Annotated in this window: 20 protein-coding genes; 9 read left to right on the forward strand and 11 right to left on the reverse strand. The window is 63.3% G+C overall.

The window, feature by feature from the left end; genetic code table 11:
* Positions 1-186 precede the first annotated feature (186 nt).
* The 9 genes from LWE61_RS11740 to LWE61_RS11780 are packed head-to-tail and all read right to left on the reverse strand — an operon-like array spanning position 187 to position 9,557.
* Complete coding sequence (locus tag LWE61_RS11740) at positions 187-1,404, reverse strand: acyl-CoA dehydrogenase family protein (protein ID WP_234150255.1); 1,218 nt, start codon at positions 1,402-1,404, stop codon at positions 187-189.
* A 33-nt stretch (positions 1,405-1,437) separates the two neighbouring features.
* The gene (locus tag LWE61_RS11745) at positions 1,438-2,436 is read right to left on the reverse strand and encodes an acyl-CoA dehydrogenase family protein (protein ID WP_234150256.1); all 999 of its coding nucleotides are present in this window, start codon (positions 2,434-2,436) and stop codon (positions 1,438-1,440) included.
* A gap of 27 nt (positions 2,437-2,463) precedes the next feature.
* On the reverse strand, positions 2,464-3,744 hold the full coding sequence (locus LWE61_RS11750) for a pyridoxal-dependent decarboxylase, exosortase A system-associated (RefSeq protein WP_234150257.1): 1,281 nt from the start codon (positions 3,742-3,744) through the stop codon (positions 2,464-2,466).
* The gene (locus LWE61_RS11755) at positions 3,731-5,323 is read right to left on the reverse strand and encodes an acyl-CoA ligase (AMP-forming), exosortase A system-associated (protein WP_234150258.1); all 1,593 of its coding nucleotides are present in this window, start codon (positions 5,321-5,323) and stop codon (positions 3,731-3,733) included. Before LWE61_RS11755 ends, LWE61_RS11750 begins: the two co-directional genes overlap by 14 nt.
* The gene (locus tag LWE61_RS11760; protein ID WP_234150259.1) at positions 5,295-6,779 is read right to left on the reverse strand and encodes an MATE family efflux transporter; all 1,485 of its coding nucleotides are present in this window, start codon (positions 6,777-6,779) and stop codon (positions 5,295-5,297) included. Before LWE61_RS11760 ends, LWE61_RS11755 begins: the two co-directional genes overlap by 29 nt.
* A complete protein-coding gene (locus LWE61_RS11765; protein WP_234150260.1) occupies positions 6,776-7,738 on the reverse strand; it encodes a beta-ketoacyl-[acyl-carrier-protein] synthase family protein in 963 nt (320 codons plus the stop codon). The genes LWE61_RS11760 and LWE61_RS11765 overlap by 4 nt, the downstream gene beginning before the upstream one ends.
* On the reverse strand, positions 7,735-8,703 hold the full coding sequence (locus LWE61_RS11770; RefSeq protein WP_234150261.1) for a beta-ketoacyl-[acyl-carrier-protein] synthase family protein: 969 nt from the start codon (positions 8,701-8,703) through the stop codon (positions 7,735-7,737). The genes LWE61_RS11765 and LWE61_RS11770 overlap by 4 nt, the downstream gene beginning before the upstream one ends.
* A complete protein-coding gene (locus LWE61_RS11775) occupies positions 8,700-9,029 on the reverse strand; it encodes an acyl carrier protein (protein ID WP_234150262.1) in 330 nt (109 codons plus the stop codon). The genes LWE61_RS11770 and LWE61_RS11775 overlap by 4 nt, the downstream gene beginning before the upstream one ends.
* A 33-nt stretch (positions 9,030-9,062) precedes the next feature.
* On the reverse strand, positions 9,063-9,557 hold the full coding sequence (locus tag LWE61_RS11780) for a GNAT family N-acetyltransferase (RefSeq protein WP_234150263.1): 495 nt from the start codon (positions 9,555-9,557) through the stop codon (positions 9,063-9,065).
* A 127-nt stretch (positions 9,558-9,684) separates the two neighbouring features.
* Here LWE61_RS11780 and LWE61_RS11785 point away from each other — a divergent pair, with 127 nt between their 5' ends.
* The 8 genes from LWE61_RS11785 to LWE61_RS11820 all read left to right on the forward strand — a co-directional run bounded on the left by LWE61_RS11785 (position 9,685) and on the right by LWE61_RS11820 (position 17,929).
* Positions 9,685-10,398: an ABC transporter ATP-binding protein gene (locus LWE61_RS11785; RefSeq protein WP_267961698.1), complete on the forward strand. Its 714-nt coding sequence runs from the start codon at positions 9,685-9,687 to the stop codon at positions 10,396-10,398.
* Complete coding sequence (locus LWE61_RS11790) at positions 10,395-11,777, forward strand: ABC transporter permease (protein WP_234150265.1); 1,383 nt, start codon at positions 10,395-10,397, stop codon at positions 11,775-11,777. Before LWE61_RS11785 ends, LWE61_RS11790 begins: the two co-directional genes overlap by 4 nt.
* Positions 11,778-11,785: 8 nt before the next feature.
* Positions 11,786-12,571, forward strand: a complete 786-nt coding sequence (locus LWE61_RS11795) for an outer membrane lipoprotein-sorting protein (protein ID WP_234150266.1) — start codon at positions 11,786-11,788, stop codon at positions 12,569-12,571.
* A gap of 17 nt (positions 12,572-12,588) precedes the next feature.
* Positions 12,589-14,019: a hypothetical protein gene (locus tag LWE61_RS11800; RefSeq protein WP_234150267.1), complete on the forward strand. Its 1,431-nt coding sequence runs from the start codon at positions 12,589-12,591 to the stop codon at positions 14,017-14,019.
* Positions 14,020-14,057: 38 nt separating this feature from the next.
* Positions 14,058-14,627, forward strand: coding sequence for a hypothetical protein (locus LWE61_RS11805; RefSeq protein ID WP_234150268.1), 570 nt, complete (start codon positions 14,058-14,060; stop codon positions 14,625-14,627).
* Positions 14,614-14,910, forward strand: coding sequence for a transcriptional regulator (locus LWE61_RS11810; RefSeq protein WP_234150269.1), 297 nt, complete (start codon positions 14,614-14,616; stop codon positions 14,908-14,910). The genes LWE61_RS11805 and LWE61_RS11810 overlap by 14 nt, the downstream gene beginning before the upstream one ends.
* Before the next feature lie 516 nt (positions 14,911-15,426).
* Positions 15,427-16,290, forward strand: coding sequence for a helix-turn-helix transcriptional regulator (locus LWE61_RS11815; RefSeq protein WP_234150270.1), 864 nt, complete (start codon positions 15,427-15,429; stop codon positions 16,288-16,290).
* A 121-nt stretch (positions 16,291-16,411) separates the two neighbouring features.
* Positions 16,412-17,929 (forward strand): condensation domain-containing protein, encoded by a 1,518-nt coding sequence (locus LWE61_RS11820; RefSeq protein WP_234150271.1) that lies wholly within the window; start codon positions 16,412-16,414, stop codon positions 17,927-17,929.
* 394 nt (positions 17,930-18,323) lie between these two features.
* On the opposite strand, the gene LWE61_RS11825 is transcribed toward LWE61_RS11820, so the two are convergent.
* Both LWE61_RS11825 and LWE61_RS11830 read right to left on the reverse strand, forming a co-directional pair.
* Entirely contained in the window at positions 18,324-18,683 is a 360-nt protein-coding gene (locus LWE61_RS11825; RefSeq protein WP_234150272.1) for a hypothetical protein, read from the reverse strand.
* Positions 18,677-19,174 (reverse strand): PDDEXK-like family protein, encoded by a 498-nt coding sequence (locus LWE61_RS11830; RefSeq protein ID WP_234150273.1) that lies wholly within the window; start codon positions 19,172-19,174, stop codon positions 18,677-18,679. Before LWE61_RS11830 ends, LWE61_RS11825 begins: the two co-directional genes overlap by 7 nt.
* A gap of 366 nt (positions 19,175-19,540) precedes the next feature.
* On the opposite strand from LWE61_RS11830, the gene LWE61_RS11835 reads away from it, so the two are divergent.
* Complete coding sequence (locus LWE61_RS11835) at positions 19,541-21,631, forward strand: catalase (RefSeq protein ID WP_234150274.1); 2,091 nt, start codon at positions 19,541-19,543, stop codon at positions 21,629-21,631.
* Positions 21,632-21,648 lie beyond the last annotated feature (17 nt).

Consider the following 21,648-nt stretch of genomic DNA (forward strand, 5'->3'; position numbering starts at 1 on the left):
CCAGCGGACAGGCTGAGCTTACCGCCCCATATCGCCGGATCGCTGCTGCACCAGCCCCTTGCTGCGCGCGATGCGCCAACCGGGATCGAAACAGCGCATAACGCCACAGAAGGGGCAGCCGTGTGGCCGCCCCTCCCGTTCCATGTCCTGCCAACCCACCCATCGCCCCCTTGCGAGGGCGGTGGTTCAGGCCGCGCGCAACTGTATCTGGCGACTGGTGCGCTCCCGCCGATGGAGGCTAGCGATCATCTGCCGCTGCATATCGCCCGTGCCTTCCAGAATGTCGAACGCCTTGGCGTCCCGCCACGCCTTCTCCAGCCGGGAGGATGGCTCGAAGGCCGCCATGCCCAGCACGTCCATGGCCTTTTCCACCAGTTGCTGCGCCAGCCGCGACGCATAGGCCTTTGCCATGGACGCATCGCGCGACATGGCCTCGCCCTGCTCATATTTCCACGCCGCCTGCCAGGCCAGCAGCCGGGCGGTCATGATTTCCCGGTCCATGTCGGCCAGATAGCGTTCGACACGCGCCTGACCCCAGTCGGGGCGACCGTCCGGGCCACCTCCCGCGATATATTGGGCGATGAGGTCGCGCGTCCTGCGGCAGAAGCCGACGATGATGCAGGACAGCATCGGCCGCATGAAATCCCATGCCCCCTGCGCCGCGGCGAAGGCGTCGAGATGGCGGCCGACATGCGCGCCCCACAGCAGATTCTCCTCCGGCACCCTGCAATCCTCAAAGGACAGCGCCGTCAGCATGCTGCCGCGCAGGCCCAGCATATCCTCGACCCTGTCCACGCTGAAACCGGCCGTGCCCCGTTCCACCAGAAAGGCGCGAATACCGAAGCGGCCCCGGTCCCGCGCGATATTGGCAAAGACGATCACATAATCCGCACGGGCGCCATTGGTGATGAAGCATTTCTGGCCGTTGAGCACATAGCCGCCCGTCGTCTTGCGGGCGCTGGTGTGGATCGCGGTCGCATCGGAACCGACCGACGGTTCCGTGATCGCAAAGGCGCCCCAGCGCGGAATATCGGAATCGAACCGTCCGAAATGCAGGGATTGCTGTTCGGGATTACCCAGCGCGGCCAGCGGCGGCATGGACAGGCCCGGCCCCGGCATGGAAATGGCATAGCCCGGATCGGCATAGCCCAGCTCCTCCACCATCGCCGCGCGACCGAGCGCGGAATGGACCGTCGGGCGGCTGGAATAGGCGTCCGGCACCCAGTTCAGGTTCAGCGGCCTGACATCGAACTGCGTCCAGAAGGAATCCGGGATTTCGCCGGTCCGGTCGGTCGCCAGCGTCGCCCCGTCGATGGCCTGGGTCAGTGTCTTGAAATCGATACCACATTCGACGGCGCGTTGATGCGCCAGTTCGAAGACGCGCTTCTCGTCCAGCTTCGTCATGATGCATTCCAGTCCAGATAAAGGGGGGAGGGATCAGCCGTCGATGGCCGCGATCGCGTCGATCATGGCGACGAGGGCGTTGCTGACGCGGTAGTTTTTCGCGGCGAGGCTTTCCGCGATGTAGCCATGGGCGGCGAAGACCTGCAACGCATCGCGGAACACGATGCGGGACGCCGCCGCCACCTGACCGGACAGCAGGCGCGCGTCCTCCCGGTCCCGTCCGCTCTCGACGCTGGCGATGCGGTGGAGCAGCAATTCCGCCCCCTGACAGGCGATCAGCGTATCCGCCAGCCGGATCGCCACCGCCTGATGATGCGATATGGGGCGACCGAAGCTCTTGCGCTGATCCGCATAGTCATAGGCCGCCTCCGTGCAGCACCGCATCGCGCCGACTAGAATGGCGCTGAACAACTGCACTGTCTCCCCGCAGGCGCTGGCCAGCGCATCGCGGTCGACACAGTCGCCGGAAAGAGTGTGCAGGGGATCGCCCCGCCCCATGGTCAGGTGCAGCGGCCCATCCCCCAGCACTGGCGATATAGTGCCGGCCAACCGGCTCGCAGGCAGGCAATCGACCCGCACGCCCTCCTCCTGCACGTCGACCAGCACGACCTCTTCGGCAGGCGTGGCGGACAATGTCCAGAGCCGCGCCTGTCCGCCTTGCTCGCGCTGAATCGCCAGCCCCGGTCCGCCAAGGCCAGCCGACCAGCGTTGCAGGCAGCGGTCGAAATCGGCGCTCCGCCCCGCCGCCGCCAGAAACCATAGCGCCGGCAACGGCAGCAGCAGTTCGAGCGCCTTGACGGCATCGCCCGCGCCCAGTTCCTCCGCGATCAGCACCGCCGGGAATTCCGACCGGGCAAACCCCAGTTCGGTAATGTCCCCCGCCAGCGCATCGAGGCCCAGGTCGCCGGGGCGTCCCCCCTCCCCGTCCCGCCCGAAATTCCGGGCGAAACGCTCCGCACTGTCGCGGATGCTCTGTTGCAGGGGGGTCATGGCAAAGGAAATGCTGTCGATCAGCGCATCTTCGAGGTTCATCCTGTCGCTCCTCATGGGTTTGGCTCGTCAGACGAGAAGTTCGGTCGCCGCGGGATGGCTGAGAAAGCCGCTGGGGCTAGAACTGGGGCCATAGGCGCCCGACTGGCGAATCACGATCAGGTCGCCCGCCTCCGTTTGCGGCAGGGCAACATTATGGCCGAGCATGTCGATCGGCGTGCAGAGGCACCCCGCGACATGAGCCTTCTCGAACGGCGGCGCATCCGCGCGATTGCCGACCAGCATCGGATAGTTGCGGCGCAGGATCTGGCCCAGATTGCCAGATGCCGCCAGATGGTGATGCATGCCGCCATCGGTGACGAGGAATATCTCCCCCCGTGACATTTTGCGGTCCAGCACGCGGCAGACATAATAGCCCGCCTCCCCGACCAGATAGCGGCCCAGTTCGATCACGACCCGGACGCTCCCGAAACGCTGGCGCAACGCCGCCAGCCGGGGCGCGAGCGCCGTGCCGACAGCCGTCAGGTCGAGCGGCGGCGACCCGTCGCTATAGGCGATGCCGAAACCGCCGCCCAGATTGATGAGGCGCGGCACGAAACCCGCCTGATCGGACAGGGCGACCAGCGCGTCGATCGTCCCGGCCTGCGCGGCGATAATCATGTCCGCCTTGAGACACTGCGACCCCCAGAAGACATGATAGCCCAGGAAATTGTCGCCATGCGTGGCCATGAGCCGCCGGACGAGATCGAGGCAGAACTCCATGTCGACGCCGAACTGCCGGGGTTCGCCGCCCATCCGCATACCGACCCCTTTCAGGTCCAGTTCCGGGTTGACCCTCAGGATGAGGCGTGGCGCGATCCCCAGTTCCCCGGCGATGCGTTCTATCCGGCCCAGTTCGCCCGCGGATTCCACGCTCAGGATCGCGCCGGTGGCCACCGCCAGCGTCAGCTCGCGATCATTCTTGCCCGGTCCGGCAAAGGCGATGTCCTCCGCCGCGACCCCTGCGTTGAGCGCCTGCGCCAGTTCCGCGCCGGACGACACATCAAACCCGTCCACCCGCGCGGCGAGATGATGGACCAGCGGATCGAAGGGATTGGCCTTCATCGAATAGAAGAGGTCGACCTCCTCCGGCAACGCGGCGCGCAATTGCGCGATGCGGCTGTCGAGCGCCCGGCGATCATAGGCAAAGAAGGGCGTCTGCTGCGCGCGCAGCACCAGCTTGTCCAGCGGGACACCGCCGATGTCGAACCAGCTTTCCGGCGCCAGCGCAGGCGCACCCTGCCCTTCGGCCACCGCGCCCTGTGCAACGACGGGATCGGACAGGTCAGCCACGGGATCAATGAAGTTCATGGACAAGCTCCCCCATGGCATCCAGCGCCAGACGCCGGATCGCGTGATAATCATATTTGCCGTTGGGATTGCGCGGCAGGGCATCCAGTTCGATGACGTGCCGGGGCAGCATATAGATGGGCAGCTTTTCCCGGCATATCGCCTCCACCGCCTTGCGCAGGTCGCCCGCCTGCGCGCGGACGACGGCCACGGCGATGACCTGGCCCAGATCCTCATCCTCGATCCCGATCGCGGCGACTTCCGCGACATCGCCGCTTTCGTTGACGACGCTTTCGATCTCCGTCGGGCTGACCCGATAGCCGGACGTTTTTATCATATTGTCCTTGCGTTCGACGAAGTAGAGATAGCCCTCCTCGTCACGGCGCACGATGTCGCCGGACCATACCGCCGCGCGCGGCGCGGTGCCGGGCAGGCAGGGTTCGGGCGATGGGCGAAAGCGTTGCGCGGTCAGCGCGGGCTGGTTGAGATAGCCCTGCGCCACCTGTGCGCCGATATGGACCAGTTCCCCCTCTTCGCCGGGCAGACATTCGCTGCCGTCCGGCCGCACGACCAGAATACGGGCGTTGGGGATCGCCTTGCCGATGGAATCCGGCCGACGGTCGACCTGTTCCGGCGGCAGATAGGTCGAACGAAACGCCTCCGTCAGCCCATACATCAAATAGACCCGCGCCTCGCGATAGAGGCTCCGCATCGCCGTGAGCGTGGAGATGTGCATCCGCCCGCCGGTGTTGGCGACATAGCGCAGGCGACAGGCCTCCTGCGGCCATGCCACTTTCACAAGCTGCGCCCAGAGCGGCGGGACGCCGGTGATCCCGGTGATCCGTTCCGCCACGCAAATACCGGGAATATCCTCCGCCCCGATATAATTGACCAGAACCACGCACGCCCCGCTTGCAAAGGCGGTTGTTACCTGGCTCAAACCCGCATCGAAACTGAGCGGCAGGAGGGAGAGTATCCGGTCGTCCGGTCCGTTGCCGATATATTCCACCACGCTGCGCGCGCCCTCGATCAGGTTGCGCTGCGACAGCACCACGCCTTTCGGCAGCCCTGTCGAACCGGAGGTGTAGAGGATCGCGGCAATATCCTCGTCGAGCGTGTCGACCGGATGCAGCGGCTGTGCGGCGGCGAGGCTGGCCGTCCAGTCCGTCTGGACCAGCCTGTCGGCGCAGCGCACCGCGGGGCCACCGCCACCGACCAGCAAAAGCGCCTCCAGCGCTGGACAGTCGGCCAGCCTTGCGCCCAGCATCCCCGCCCGGACCCGCGTGGTAATCAGGGTCCGCGCACCGGAATCCTGCATGATATGCGTGACCTGATCCGGTTTGAGCATCGGGTTGATGGGGATGAAGACAGCCCCGGCCCACGCCGCGCCATACAGGGCGAGAATGGTTTCCACCCGCTTCTCCAGCAGCACCGCGACATGCTCGCCCCGGCCTACCCCGCTTGCCGTGATGACGGCCGCCGCCTTCGCGATGCCGGCCCACAATTCGCCATAGGTCAGCCGCCGCTCACCATAGACCAGCGCTTCCCCGTCAGGGTCGCACGCCGCCCGGTCACGAACCGATTGCGCTAAATTTCGCATGGCCATTCTCCACTTTCAGGATGGTGTCGTTGATGCTGTCCAGCGTCTGTTTCACGCGGAAGGACAGGGCGATGCAGGAGTAGGCAAAACCTGCCGCCAGCCCCATCCAGATGCCGATCCCGCCAAGGCCAAGCCCAAAGGCCAGCAACCCTGCCAGCCCCAGTCCCACCAGCCAGTAACCGACGATGACGCTGCGGAAGGCGACGCGAACGTCTCCGCATCCCCGGAGGATCGCGGCAAAGACCACGATCAGGCCGCGCATCATCTGCGCGATGGCCGCGATCCCCAGAAAGTCCGTCGCCGCCGCCAGAGAGTCCGGCGAAATCGCCCGTGTCGACCCCATCAGGCTGTGCGCCAGAGTGTCGCCGGAGAACAGGAAGGCCAGCGCGATGACGCCCGTTACCGCCAGCGTCAGGACGATGGCGGCGGAGGCGAGCCGTGCCGCCCCCTCCGCGTCCCGCGCACCGATGCGAAAGCCGATCCGCATCGCCACCGCCTGCGAAATGCCGATGGGGGCCATGAAGGCGATCGCCATCCATTGCTGCGCCAGCGCATGCCCGGCCAGTTGCACCGCGCCGACCCCGGCCATCAGGAAATAGCTGCCGGTCACCAGCAGGCCCTCGATCGCCATGACGGCCGCGATGGGCGCTCCGATGGTCAGGCACTGCCGCGCCAGGGGGGCCAGCAGTTCCGGCACGGGACGCCATATGTCCCGGAAATAGTCGCTGACGGCCCGGTCGCGCGCGATCAGCGCGGATTGCAGGATCAGTTGCAGCCAAGCCACGACACTGCTGGCGATGCCGACGCCCATGATGCCAAGGTCGGGCAGGCCCCAGCTCCCGCTGGAGAGCAGATAGGCCAGCGCCACATTGACGGTCATGGCGGTCCAGCTCAGCCCCACCACCATGCGGGACTTCTGGAGCGCGAATATCACCGCCCGTTGCGCGAAGAGCATCGACGTCGCCACGATTCCCGGCGCCAATCCCAGGACATAGCGCCCCGCCAGCGCATGGACCCGCGGCTCGCCCGGCAGGGTCATGAAGACGGCGGGCAGGACGGTCAGCACCAGCGTGAGCGCCAGTCCCAGGACAAGGCCGGTATAAAGGGCGATCGTCGCCGCGCTGCGGGCGATCTGGTCCCGCCCGGCCCCGACGGACTGTGCGAACACGATGCTGATGCCCTGCACCAGCCCCTGCATGACCAGATAGAGCAGCAGCAGGACGCTGCCGACCATGCCGCCCGCTGCAAGCGTCTCCGTCCCCAGTCGGCCCATGACCCAGGTGGTCGTCGCGCCGTTCAGGATGGCCGCCAGTTCGTAGATCGTCAGCATGGCGGCGAACAGCGCCAGCCCGATCAGTTCGGTGCGAAAGGGAGCGGCGACCGGCGGGGCGGTGCGCACGGGCGCGGGCGCGGGCGCAGGGGCGGCATGGATGCCGGGCATCGTCTCCTCCTTCATGTCACGATCACCGCAGCGCCGTAGCAACCCGCGATTCCCGTGGAGTAGAGCAGCAGCACTTCACCGCTTTCCGACGGACATTCGGCCAGGTTGATGAACGGGTCCGCGCCGAAGACATGCCCCTTCTCGCCGAAATTCGTCTTGAACAGCACGTCGTCCGGCATCCGCATCAACCGGATGACCCGTTCGGCGTTGGGGCGATTGACGTTGTTGGGCAATATCCGCCCGATGGCGTCGCGCCCCACCCCCGACCGGGCGATGGCCGACCGCATCGTCGCCACCGTGGAGACATAATAGTCCGTGTTCGGCTGGGATATGGTGGGGTCGGCGCGATAATATCGGGCATCGGCCCTGTTCACGACGCTCAGGACGCGGCGCACGGGCCAGTCCCGCGTCAGCAGCAACGCACAGGCCCCGTCGCTCTGCATCGTCATGTCGTCGATCACGCGCAGATGATCCTGCGCGACCGGCACATGGTCCGCCGTCACGACCAGTGCATTGGCGATCGCCGGGTCATTGCTCATCATCGCCTGCACCAGCTTGATCGCCACGAAGATGGAGACGCAATTCTGCTGACTGATCGAAAAGCAGCGCGCATTGGTGAGGCCCAGCGCGTTCTGCACGAAACTCACCGTGCTCGCCGGCGGAGGAGAATCCCCCTCGTTGCGCGTATGGGTGAAGATCAGCAGGTCGACCTGTCCGGGGGCAAGGCCGGCGTCGGACAGCGCCCTTGCGGCGGCGTTGCGCGTCATCTCACGGGTCGAAAACTCCTCCCCGTCCAGGAAATATTCGGCCCCGGCGGAGGCCAGCTTCGCCAGCCGTTCCGACGACCCGCCATGCCGGTCGACCCACGCCTTGATCGGCCGTTTCTGGTTCGCCAGATGCAGGCCGATGGCGCGAATACCGATCCCGGCGAGTGCCAAGGGGGGCGGCGCGATGGCCGCTGCGGCGCCCGTCACCCTGCATACTCGAACAGGGCGGCGCCAATCGAACCGCTCAGGCCCACACCCCACAGCAGCAACAGCCCCGGTCCGTCGGCCCCCGCAGTGATCGCATCGTGCAGGCGCAGGGCGGGATCGGCGGCGAACAGATAGCCGGCATCCCGATGGTCCAGTTCGCAGGCCACAGCGTGCGGCAACGCCAGCCCGGCCACCACCGCGCGCGTGACGGCGGCGTTGAAATTGGGTCCGGCGATGCGCGAAACCGCCTCCCGCACGATCGCATGACGGACCAGCAGCCGCTCCACGACATTCTGCACCGCGATGGCGTAGCGGCCGAGCTTTTCCCCCTGCGGCGGCTCCTCCGCCGGATCGCCGAAGCCGGTGAACGACTGGGTTTCGAGCGCCCGGAGCCGCCAGCCGGGACCGGACCGGCCGAACAGGACAGCCACCGCGCCGTTGCCCGGCGCGACCAGATCGCCCAGCGCGGGCAGATCATCGGACGACCAGATTTCCGCGCAGCAGATCAGCAGGCTTTCGATCTGGTGATCCACCGCCATCAGGTCGCGCGCGAGGCCCAGCGCGGTGAAGAACGCCGCCCCATCCTGCGACCCGACCGAAAAGCTGTTCTGCGTCAGGCCGAACTCGCATTGCAGTCGCAGGGCGGAGGACGCATTGGCTGGAACATCGCCATCCACCGATGTCTGGCAGACGATGATCGCATCCGGCTTTGTCAGGGTCGGGTCCGACCGGAAAAGACGGCGGCTGACATCGACGCAGGCCTCCGTCACCGTGGCGGGCCATGGCTCGCCCGCCATCTCCTGCACCATGACCGGCTTTTCCAGGGTGCGCAGCGCATCCGCATCCATCGCGCACGGCCGCCTGCCGAATGTCGCCCATCGGTCGGCGTCCTCATCGTGCAACAACCCGACAAGGGGCCGTGGCAGTGGCAGCGCACAGGCGCTGCCCATGACGACGGGTATCATGCGCGGAGGCTCTTGCCTGCCACCAGCCGGGTGATCTTGCCGACATTCTCCAGCATCGTCGCCTTGAGCATGTCCTCCTCGAACTGGATACCGAAATGCTCCTCCAGCGCGAAGACCAGTTCGACCGTCGCCATGGAGTCCGCCCCCAGTTCGAAGATGTTGGTGTCGGCATCAATGTCGGCGGCGCTCATTTCCAGCCGCAGGACATTGATGAGGACGGATTTCACACCCGCTTCCAAAGTGGCGACGGACGGGCCGGCATCATCGACCGCCAGGACTGGATCGGCCGAAAAACCCAATGCCTCTGAACCATCAAAGCTATCCATTTTACTATCCCCTTCCACATCGGCAAAATATCGTCAGATTTCGATCAGGCTTTTCTTGAGGAAAACCCGACTGTTCCCATTCGGATAGTTGTCCAGTTCCCCGAACATCTCGAAACCCATCTTTTTGTAGAAATCGACTGCCTGAAAACTGAATGTTTCGACCCACATGCTGTGGCAGTCCCGCTCGCGCGCTTCGCACGCCGCCCGTTCGATCAGGCGTCGCCCCCAACCCTGCGACCGCAGGTTTTCGGGCACGAACAGCAATTCGATCTGGAACCAGCCCCAGCCGGCCAGCCCCCAGAGGCCGCCGACCTTCCGCTTCTGCTCCCGGTCCCGGATCAGGACGGCGACGGCCTCCGGCGGCGGCAGGTCGAGCGCGGCCTCGTTGAAAGCCTTCAACGGCCGGAGAATCGCGAGACGATCCGCCACACCGGGATTTTTCGAGAGGAGGATCTTTTCGTTCATGAGACCCTGATTAACTTCAGGATCGAATTCTTCGCCTGTCAATTCTGACAGCACAGCCCCCACCTTGACTCGCCATCCACTCTGCAAGATAGAGTATTAACTCTGCATTACAGAGGATAATGAGTCGGCCTCCACTGGCCCGCATTATCGATATTAATTCATGATTTTCAAATACATATGAGGGCCGACAATGACAGATGGTGCTCCGGGAAATGCAGTGGTCCTGCAATCCGTTTCCAGGGAATATGTCGAAGGCGATGTCGCCGTCGTCGCCCTGAAGGACGTCAGCATGACGATTCCGCGCGGTCGTTTTTCCATGCTGGTCGGTCCATCGGGCAGTGGAAAGACCACGCTGCTGAATATAATCGGCTGCATCGACCAGCAAACATCCGGCCATGTCGAAGTATGCGGCCATGACATCAAAGCTCTATCCGACAATAGAGTCGCGGATTTTCGGGCAGAAAACATCGGCTTCATATTCCAGGGCTTCAATCTGCTGCCCGTGCTGACGGCGCAGGAGAATGTGGAATATGCCCTGCTGCTGCTCGGCTTCTCCGCGTCGGAACGGCAGAGCCGGGCCAGGGCGATGCTGTCGCGGGTCGGGCTGGGCGATCATCTGCATCATCGGCCCAACCAGTTGAGCGGTGGGCAAAAGCAGCGCGTCGCCATCGCCCGCGCCCTTGCCAAAGACCCGGAGATTGTCCTCGCCGACGAACCCACCGCGAATCTCGACAGCGAGACGGGCCGCCAGATCATCGACCTGATGCGGACCATGCAGCGCGAATTCCATACGAGTTTCATCTTCTCGACCCACGACCCGCAACTGATCTCTGAGGCCGATGAGACCTATCGCATCAGGGACGGCATCGTCGTCGAACGCAGCGTAAAGGAGCTGGTCGCATGATTATCAGAATAGCGTCCCGAAGCATTTTGCGGAACGCGCGCCGTTCCACCGCGACCATTGCCGCCGTCGCCGTCGGCGCCGTGGCCATGCTGTCCTTCTCCGCGTTCAAGAACCAGACGATGATCGGCCTGCAAACCGCCATCGTGGAGCGCGCCGGGCATCTGACCATCTTCCGCGAAGGCTATAATGACTTCGGCACCGCCAATCCTGCGGCCTATGACATCGCGGGCTATACCGAATTGCTGGGCACGCTGCGCACCGACCCCGAACTGTCGCCGATGATAAACGTCGCCACGCCCGTCGTCGCGCTGGGCGGCATCGCCAGCAATTTCGCGCTCGACACATCGAAGACCTTTGCCGGTCAGGGCATCCTGCCGTCGGACCGCGACAAGATGCAGCGATGGAATGAATATGGCCTGAGCGGCGGCGCTTTCCAGACCACCGGCCTGCGCGACGACGACAGCAACAGGGGCGTGGTCGGCTCCGGCCTCGCGCGGATGCTGGGCTTTTGCGAAGCCCTTGGCGGCCAGGATTGCCCCAGGAGCGCGGGCCATTCCGCGGCGACGGACGCGGACAAGCGCGATTTCACCGCCCTTGTCGGGTCCGACCGCGAACTGAACCGGACGGTGTCCACGACCCCGCGCATCGACCTGCTCGCCTCGACCGCCGGTGGCGCGCCGAACATCGTCCAGATGGACATCGGACAGGCCACGAAGATCGGCGCGAAGGAGCTGGACGACAGTTTCGTGCGGATGCACATCGGCCTCGCCCAGCGCCTGCTCTATGGCAATGCGGAACCCAGGGCGACGTCGATAGATGTCCAGCTCCACCATACGGCGGATCTTCCTGCGGCGATCGACCGGATCAAGACGCTGAACCGGACCGGCAAGCTGGGCCTGGAGGTCAGGGACTTTGCGGAACTGACCCCGTCCTATGGCCAGATCGTGGGCATGTACACGGCGATATTCGCCTTCATCTCGATCGTCATCGGCATCGTCGTCCTGTTCTCCATCGTCAACACCATGAGCATGACCGTGATGGAGCGGATCAACGAGATCGGCACGTCGCGCGCGCTGGGTTTCCGCCGGTCCCGCATCGGGATGCAGTTCCTCGCGGAGGGCGTGCTGCTCGGCACGGTCGGGGCGACGGCGGGCGTGGCGATCGCCGTCGCGCTCGTCACCACGATCAACGGCCTCGGCCTCAGCTGGATGCCCCCCGGCGCCACCGTACCCACGCCCTTCCGCCTCCTTCTCGCCGGACAGGAAGCCAGCGTGTTCGCCACATGGCTGGCCCTCGTCCTCATCTCCGTCGTCGCCACCGTGCTCCCTGCGATGCGGGCCGCCCGGATGACGACCGTCGACTCCCTCCGTCACGTTTGAGGTGTGCCATGAAGACTATCCTGACGCTGTTCGCACTCGGTTTCGCCCTCGCCCCCGCCCCCGCCATCGTCGCATCGGCGGACACGCCCTCCGCGCAGGACATGGTCCGGGCCGCCGACGCCATCCGCAACCCCGGCCAGAGCTTCATGCTCCGCAACAAGCTGACCGAATATGTCGGCGGATCGGCCAGGGGCAGCTATGGCATCATCGTCTATGCCAAGACCGATCCGGCCAGCGGGCAATATCAGAATATCGTGCGTTATGTCGCGCCGGCCCGCGATCAGGGCAAATTGCTGCTGCTGAGCGGCACGACCCTGTGGTTCTATGACTCCGCCTCCAAGAGCGCTGTCCGCATCGCGCCCCAGCAACGGCTGATCGGCCAGGCGTCGAACGGGGATGTGCTGACGGCCAATCTGTCGCTGGATTACAAGGCGCAGTTGAAAGGCCCCGCCACCGTCGCCAGTTCCGATGGCAAGGACATCGGGGCGTGGGAACTCACGCTGACGCGGGCGACCAAGGATGCCGTCTATGACCGCATGACCTATTGGGTCGAAAAGGGCAGCTATCGCCCGATCAAGGCCAATTTCTATTCGGCGAGCGGGCGGCTGCTCAAGATCGCCTTCTTCGGCAAATATGTGCAGGCGCAGGGGGCGATGCGGCCATCGGAAACGATCATCATCGACGGCGTCGATCCCAAGCTGGTCACGACGATCAACACCTCCGGCATCCAGGAAAAGTCGATCCCCAGCTACTGGTTCCAGCGCGACTATCTGGCGCGCATCCCCTTCAATTGACGCCGGAGGGACCGATCGTGTCGCCTATGCTGCTTCTGGGGCTGGTAGCCCTGCTGTCCGAACCGGCGGGCGCCCGGCAGGCTGTCGGGGTCGAACCCGGCCTGCCCGGACCGTCGACCGTCGATCCCGACATCGCCCTGATCCCGAAAGCGGTGACGGCGGACCGCGGCAAGGCGGACGACGATCTGTTCGACGCCGGGCGCACGCTGGAAACCCGCGTCTATGTCGAGGATGTGTTCAGCGCCAGCGACTATCGCCACGACCTTGCCATTCCCCTGCCCACCCCGCCCGGCACGAACTGGCTCAACCGTTTCAGCCTCGATACGCAGGTGACGGGCGCCATCGCATCCGGCCTGTCCTTCACCGTCAGCAACCGCATAGACCTCTATGCGCCGCGCGACGCCGATGGACAGGATGGCGCGACCGTGGGGAATAATATCAAGGAACTCTATCTGACGCTGGAACCGGGACCGGGCCTGTTCATCGAAATGGGGCGCATCAACCTGAAGAATGGCGCGGCCTCCACCTTCAACCCCACCGATTTCTTTCGCGCCAACTCCCGCATCGTGCAGGCCAGCCAGGATCCCGCCGCCTTGCGTGAGAACCGGCTCGGCGCTGTCATGCTGCGCGTCCAGACGCTGTGGCGGGGCGGATCGGCCGTCCTGGCGATTGCGCCGAAACTGGCCAGCCAACGCTCCCTGACGCAGGACACGGGGCCGGGCTTCGCCACCCGGATCGACGAGACCAACGGGACCACCCGCGCGCTGCTGTCCATCACGCAGGAATTTTGGGGCCTGTCTCCCAAATTCTTCCTGTTCAGCGATGACGGCCTGCTGCGCGTGGGCGCCAGTGCGACCAAGCCGATCGGCAAGAGCGTGGTGCTATCCGCCGAATGGGCGATGGGCCGGCGCCGCGATCTTCTGGACGACGCCCTGTGCTTCGGCAGCCGTGTCGGCGATCTGCCAGCGCAACCCTTCGAACAGTCCTGCGCCCGCCCCCGGCGCCTCCGGCAGGAGCTGGCCGTCAGCCTCAACTGGGTTCCGCTCGCCAATCTGGAGGTCAGCGCGGAATATGACTATAATGGCGGCGGCCTGTCGCCGCAAAGATGGGCGGAGCTTACCGCCGCCCCGTCCAGTCGGCTGACACAGGCCCGCTACTGGTATCTTCAGGCTTATGCGGGCGCGCTCCAGAATCCGGTTTTCCGGCACGGCATCTCCATCCGTGTTGCGCAGAGCAAGGCATTCAACCGCAATCTCAATCTCGCCGCGCTGGCGCTCATCAACGCGAGCGACGGCTCCCTCTTCGGTCAGGCCAGCGCGGACTATGAACTGTCGCGCAACTGGTCGCTGGGCCTCACCGCCAACGCCACGATGGGCGCCCGCAATTCCGTGTATGCAGGCTTGCCACAGAAGCTATCTGGTGCCATCCGTCTGAAATATTTTTTCTGATGGTGTCGCCACGATCTACTTCGAAGGAAGTCGCGAAAATGGACCGCAGCAATGTGAATGAAGCCCTCAAGTCAATTGAGGACACGCAGGCCGCGACCAAGCAAATGCTGCTTTACGGGTCGGCAAGCTCCTTCATTCTCTTGTGGGGAATACTCACGTCATTTGGTTTTATTTTCGAATATTTTCGTCCCGATGACGCGGGACTATCCTGGTTCTTTATCAGGACAGTCGGCATCGTGGGCGGATTTCTCTATGCCACCTATCTCAACCGGACAAAGCGCCCGGTGGCGGACAAGGGCCTGCTATACGCCTTTCTGGCCACCGGCGTTCTGGGCTGGCTATGGTCCTTCCTGATCCCGGTCGCCAACTCCCGCGCGCTCGACGCGCACTGGACGCTGATCTTCATGCTGACGCTCGTCGTCGCGGGGATGTGGATCGGCCGCACGATCATCGCCATCGGCCTGATCGTGAGCGCGCTGACGATCGTCGGCTTGCTCCATGCCGGCGCGCATTTCCATTTGTGGATGGCGCTGTGCAACGGTGGCGGCCTGATTGTGGCAAGCCTGTGGCTGCGGTCGAAAGGACTGGTTCGCTATGTCGAAGAGTGACGACATCATCCATCAGGCCACACGGCTGAAGATCATGTCGGTCCTGAACGTGCTGGCGCAGGGAGAGGCTATCGAGTTCGTGAAGCTCAAGCAGATCACCCAGACCACCGACGGCAATCTCGGCGCGCATATCGAAGTGCTCGCCAATGCGAAATATCTGACCGTGTCCAAGCGATTGAAGCCCCGGCCCACCACCCGCGTGCGCCTCACCGCGGCCGGGCGGCGCGCGTTCGAGGGGCATGTCGCCTATCTGCGCGAAATTCTCGACGGCGCCACGGCATAGAGGATTTGCAAGCCGCCCGCTAACGGTCGGCGGTTCGGACAATGCGGTATCGGAAGGACGGGAGCGTTTTGACCCAATGGGGACGACGTTCTGGGAGGATTGGGAAGGCATTGGAGGAATGCCCCTCCGATCCTGGCCTTGTCTTAATCACGATCAATACAGTGCCGTCATTTTACTTCGAATCAGAATCGCTTCGTCAATGGCGACCCATCGCGAAAATGTCCGAAGCCGATGGGATTTTTCGAGAAAAATCGCGCATAAAATTTCCGATCCCGCGTCCATCAAATCGCGCCCGCACCCTTCGGATGTAAAATATATTCAATAAATTCAATATTTTACTCCCAATTCAGTCCACCAAATTTCCTCGATTTGAACTTTGCTTTACAGAGTAAAAGTTATTTTACTCTATCTTATAGAGCTTGACAGCAAGCCTACAGGCTCAGTACGATCCAGCATAATAGTACTAGATATGACTTCACTTCCATTGAAGAACTGAAGATCTGAGCGAGAGGTGCTATGGATAAGAAAATAACAAATCCCGGCGAATCAGGCGCTTTTCTGGCGGCCATGGGGGAGGCAGGACGACCGGCGGAGGCTCAGGAGCGAACGCCGCCCGGCGAGGGTCAGGAGACTTTCGAGAGCATCTACAACATGCTCGACGCGTGGGTTCGTGATCTGGGCCTCAGCCATTTCATGTTCCGCCTTTCACTCAATCCCGCCGGCGACAGCCCGAACGTCGTCCTCATCCACAATTATCCGGAACGATGGACCCAATTCTATCGCTCCAAGCTCCATTATCGCATCGACCCCATCGTGCGGCATTGCCGCGAGGCGACATCCCCGATCTTCTGGGACGAAGTGCGGCGGCCCGACAATGTGAGCCAGGCCGATTATACCCAGTTCCTGCGCGAGGCGATACTGGCCGATCTGGTCAACGGCGTCAGCTTCCCCCTCCATGGGCCGATCGGCGAATGGGGATTGCTGAACCTCAACGGCCCCGTGCCGCTGAGCCGCACTCACCCGGAGGCCGGGCGCATCTGCACTATGGGCAAGATATTCTCCGCCTATCTTCAGGATGCGACGCGGCAGATCATCCGAAACCAGGCCAGCAAGCTGGGCTACAACAACCTGACGGAGCGCCAGAAGGAATGTCTGCTCTGGACGATCGAGGGCAAGACCGCGTGGGAGGTGTCGCGCATATTGGGCATCAGCGAACGCACGGTGGTCTATCATATCCAGAATTGTTTCGACGTCCTGAACGTCAACAACCGTACGCAGGCGGCGGCGCGCGCCTATTCCTATCTACAGGCGGACCTCGGCTTCCTCAACGAAAACGGCGGAAGGAAAGCCGGAATTCTGGAATATAAGGGGACGGGATAGACAATCCCACTGCGAGAATTGACAGTATATCTGCACCGACAATCGGCGGAAATGATCCAAACTTCTGATGTGATATTGCCCCGACCAATATCACATGCTTTGTAAAAGGGGGTATTGGACCGTGCATGAAGCCGAAAAGACCATCATCCGCGCGCGCAAAGACGGAATAAGTTTCAGGCTGTCCGGCCGCACGGTCGAGATCGGCTATCCCGACGGACCGACATTCCCGAAGGACTATACCGATACGCTCGCGGCGGCCGTTCAGGAATTGCAGGCATCCTATCTGGCGGAATGGCCCGCCACCGGCCTCTCCATGCAACAACGCATGACGGACATCGGCCTGCGCCGTTTCCTGATGGGCAGCAACAACATGATCGTCGCAATGGCGATCGAGGGCGCCGTCGATCCCGACGCGGTGGAGCATGTCACCCAGACCATCGTCGCCTGCCATGGCGCCCTGCGGACCCGCTATTTCGTGCCCGGTCATGAGTGCGTCGGACTGGTCGGGCCAGCGGCGGCCGATCTGGTCGAGGTGATCCCGGTGGCTGGCTCCATGGACGACGACCGGATCGAGGCCCTGCTCACCGATGCATCGCCCTGGGCGTTCGACGAACTGCAACTGACTGATCCCGTCCATCTGCGCGGCCGGCTCTACCGGGGAGAAGACCGCTCCGTCCTGATCTTGCGGATGCCGCATTTCGTGGCGGACGGAAATGCGTCGGAGATATTATATCGGGAATGGACTCGCCTGTTCCACCAGCCGGACAGCCGCGACGGGACCGACCAGACGCGGTCCAACTATGACGAGTTCGTCCGGCGGCAGGGCGTGGCCCTGATCGAGGGCGACCTGCTCGATGATATAGACGACTGGCAGCATGTCTATCGCAACACCCCCTCCCTGCGGGTGCCGGACCGCTACCGACCGGTCGACGGGCGGTCGGGGCATGACAACGCGCAGATCTTCACCCTGGACGCGGGGCAGATCGACGCCATTCGCGCCATCGCCCGGCAGGAGCGACTGACCCCGGAATCCAGCCTCTTCGCGCTGCTTGGCCTGGCGCTGGGCCGCTGGTCCGGCCAGTCCAGCCTGCTCATACCCACCATGTACCATGGGCGGGACACCCGCAGCGCCTTCATGACGATGGGCCTCTATCTGGTCGGCACCCTGCTGCCCATCGCCTGCCCGCCGGGCGACGACCTGATGGCGGTGATGCGGAGCACCTCCGCACGATGGACTATGCTGACCCGGTTCGGCGGCATCCCGTCCTGGCTCGCGCTGCTCGACGTGATGGATTCGGAACTGGCGATGGACAGCCGCCGCACCCTCATCGCCAATATTCTGGTCAACATGGTGCCGGGGGTGCAGTCGATCAACACGGTGGAAACCGACCGGACCGCCATAGCGCCGATCCGGCGGCTGCGCCTCCCTCCGCCCCGCATCGCGGACCCGTCGGGCGGCCCCATGTACCTGCTGGTCAAGGGCGATTCCACGAACATTGTCGGCACCATCGCGTACAACAGCGCGCTGGTGAGCGAAGCCGGGATCAATGACCTCCGCGCGATCTTCGCCGACATCCTCGCCGAAAGCCTGCCCCGCACCCCGGAACGAGCGGAGCAATGGGAATTGTCGGCAGGCTGAAGCCGGTCGCCCCCATGCGGGCGGATCGGCCACGAGCCAATAGGCCCGTGTGACGATCGACAGGAGTCCAGAATGCCCCTTCCGCACGACCCCGGCGGCGTGCTGCGGGGGCCTGAGCACGCCCTTTGCGCTCCCGCCGGTCGCATCGTTCAGACCGGCCGCCACCCGAAAACCCTGACGTCACACATGCAGCAACGCACATCCCGCAGGACGGCACGGATCAATCTCGAAGGCAATGTCCAACAAGATATAGTTCTATAATGATAAAAATAATGGTGCGGGGCGCAGTCCTGAGCAAACCGGTCTTTGCAGGGATATGACCGCCCAGGCCGGCTGATCGCCAATACTTCTCAATTCAAAAAAAAGCCCGGTCGATATTCGGCGTGGAACAGCCTTATAAGCGTATATGGCTATGTTTTTTCATGATTTTATAGATCAAGTAAGGCGATTGGCCATTGTCACAAAACAGGTAATAACAGGACCCCGATTCACGAGACAACGGGCATAAATGACGAAGGGAACAGGCGTTATTCTGCCTGTTCCCTTCAATGCGCGGCGCATACGTAATTTGCCACAAAACCGCCATTTCGCGTGCCCCTTCCCAGTTCAGATCTTCCGGGATCGCCGCAAAAACGCCGTCCCGAACATCCCGCGCCCATCGCTCGTTAGCGACGATCCGGATCGTCGCCATATGCGCGACAAGCATCTGGCGTTCCCATACCGGCTCCGCGCCGAAGAGGCGATCGATCAGCATATCGAGTCAGCCTGACGTATGAATTTGCCGAGGCCGATGTTGCCATGCTCGGAGCGAGGCTTCTTCTTGCCCCGTGTGTGATTAGTTATCTTTGCTCCCAGATCAGGAAGGGGTTGGCCGGGCAAACCGCCGAAGAAGTGGAAGCCCACTGGCTGGATTACATTCTGGTCCCAGCCCATGACGACGGCGCAGCCTGAGCGCTTGCGCCCGAGCCCGACTGGCAGGCTCACATTGGCGCGCTTCCCGCCCTGGACAATGGCTTTGAGCTGGATATGGCGGACGATGCCCTTAGCTTCGATGACAATATCATAGCCATCCCGGTCGCAGACCGAATGCAGCACCTCACTGCGATGGCCGCGTAGCAGAAGCCGCGCCATAATCTGGCCAACCAGCTGAAATTCGAGTGCTTTCTCGATGAGGTTGGAATCCCGCGCGAGATGCGCATTGGGATGCGGCCCACTTGCAGGCTTGATCGGCCGATAATCCATCACACTGACACTCCCTCGTTCAGAGCGACGTCAGCGCTGGCCTCATTCGTCGCTCCTATGTCCTCTCGGGGCGACGGCCGAAGCCGGATGTTGGAAACCTGCCTAACAGTCAGGCGCATGCGCCTTTACCGGCAAGCCGGCTGGACATGCGCGCATGCCACCCGGCCGAAAAATCGACCGAGTTTGTTAGGTTGAGGTTTCCACGCCCCACCTCCGGGCTTTCACCGAAGGCAGGAGCAAATTGCTCGCTTCGCCGCGCGAAGCACGTCCAATGTCTCAAGACCTCAATTTTTGAAGACAAAGTTTGGACATAAGCTCCGACCGCGGCGTTGAGACCCACAGTCGACTTCTGGACTTCGGGGACTCATCATGGCGGACAGCATCAAGCAGAGCAGCGGCAACGGCGGAGAGACGCACCAGCAGGCGGAGGGGAACGCCCCCGTGCTGACCACCAATCACGGCGTACCCATATCCGACAATCAGAACAGCCTCCGGTCAGGCACGCGCGGACCGACCCTGCTGGAGGATTTCGTCCTCCGCGAGAAGATCTTCCACTTCGACCATGAGCGCATCCCGGAACGGATCGTGCATGCCCGCGGCTCCGGTGCGCACGGATATTTCGAGGCGACCGACGACATCTCCGACCTGTCGCGCGCGGCGGTGTTCACCAAGGGCGAGAAGACCGAAGTGTTCGTACGCTTCTCCACGGTTGCGGGCGGCGCGGGGTCTGTGGACACCCCGCGCGACGTGCGCGGCTTCGCCGTCAAATTCTACACGCGCGAGGGCAATTGGGATCTGGTCGGCAACAATATCCCGGTCTTCTTCATTCAGGATGCGATCAAATTCCCCGACCTCGTCCATGCGGTGAAGATGGAGGCCGACCGCGCCTATCCGCAGGCGGGCAGCGCACACGACACCTTCTGGGACTTCGCCTCGCTGATGCCGGAGACGACCCATATGCTCTTCTGGGCGATGTCGGACCGCACCCTGCCCCGTTCGCTGCGGATGATGGAGGGTTTTGGGGTCCACACGTTCCGGCTGGTCAACGCAAAGAGTCAGTCCAGCTTCGTCAAATTCCACTGGAAACCGAAGCTGGGCATCCAGTCGACCATCTGGGACGAGGCGCTGAAATTGCAGGCAGCCGACAATGACTATCACCGCCGCGACCTGTTCGAGGCGATCGACGCGGGCGACTTTCCCGAATGGGAACTGGGCATCCAGGTCTTCGATCAGGCGTTCGCCGACGCCCAGCCCTATGACGTGCTGGACGCGACCAAGCTGATCCCGGAGGAGGATGTGCCGGTGCGGATCATCGGGCGGATGGTCCTGAACCGCAATGTCGATAATTTCTTCGCGGAGACGGAGCAGGTCGCCTTCCTGCCGTCCAATATCGTGCCGGGCATCGACTTCTCCAACGATCCCTTGTTGCAGGGGCGACTGTTCAGCTATCTCGACACGCAGAAATCGCGGCTGGGGACGACCAATTTCCACCAGATTCCGGTCAATGCGCCGCGCTGTCCGTTCGGCAACTTCCAGCGGGACGGACTGATGCAGACGCAGGTGCCGAAGGGGCGCGCAAACTATGAACCGAACAGCCTCGCCGCCCATGGCGAGGACGGCGGACCACGGGAAAGCGCGGCGCATGGTTTTACCACCATCAACGCCGCTAGCGGCCCGGATGAGGCGGGCGACAAGTTGCGCGTGCGGGCCGAACTGTTCGCGGACCATTATAGCCAGGCGCGCCTTTTCCTGAAATCGCAAACGGAAAGCGAGCAGGCGCATATCGCCTCCTCCTTCGTATTCGAGCTGTCCAAGGTGGCGCAACTGGATCAGGTTCCGCCGCGCATGATCGCCAACCTGCGCAATGTGGACGAGGGTTTCGCGAAGCGGGTAGCGGACGGCCTCGGCATTCCCCTGCCCAAGAAGGCAAAGGCCGCGCGCGAGCCGGTGGATCATGCACCCTCCGACGCTCTGTCGATTCACAAGAACATGAAACCTCTGCTGGAAGGCCGTGCGGTGGGCCTGTTGATCGCCGACGGGACGGACGCCGCCACGTTGCAATCACTGGTTACCGCTATCGAAAAGGCCAAGGGCAAGGCCGTGATCGTGGCGCCCAAAGTCGGCGGTGCAAAATTATCCGATGGCAGCGTGCAGAAGGCGGATGGGCAACTTGCAGGATCACCTTCGCAGATTTTCGATGCGGTAGCCGTGGTCCTGTCGGACGCCGGAACCGCCGCGTTGCTGAAGGAAGCAGCGGCCGTCCAGTGGGTGATGGATGCATTCGGTCATCTCAAGGCGATCGGCGCCAGTGCGGAGGCCCGACCCCTGCTGGAAAAGGCGGGCGTCACGCCGGACGAGGGCGTAACCGGACTGGGCGCCACTGGATCGGAAAAGGCGTTTGTCACGGCAGCGGCACGGCGCTTCTATGACCGGGAGCCGTCGCTGCGCTCATTGGCATGACAGCCGGCAAGGGATGA

Source organism: Sphingobium sufflavum (assembly GCF_021403115.1).
GTDB classification, from domain to species: domain Bacteria; phylum Pseudomonadota; class Alphaproteobacteria; order Sphingomonadales; family Sphingomonadaceae; genus Sphingobium; species Sphingobium sufflavum.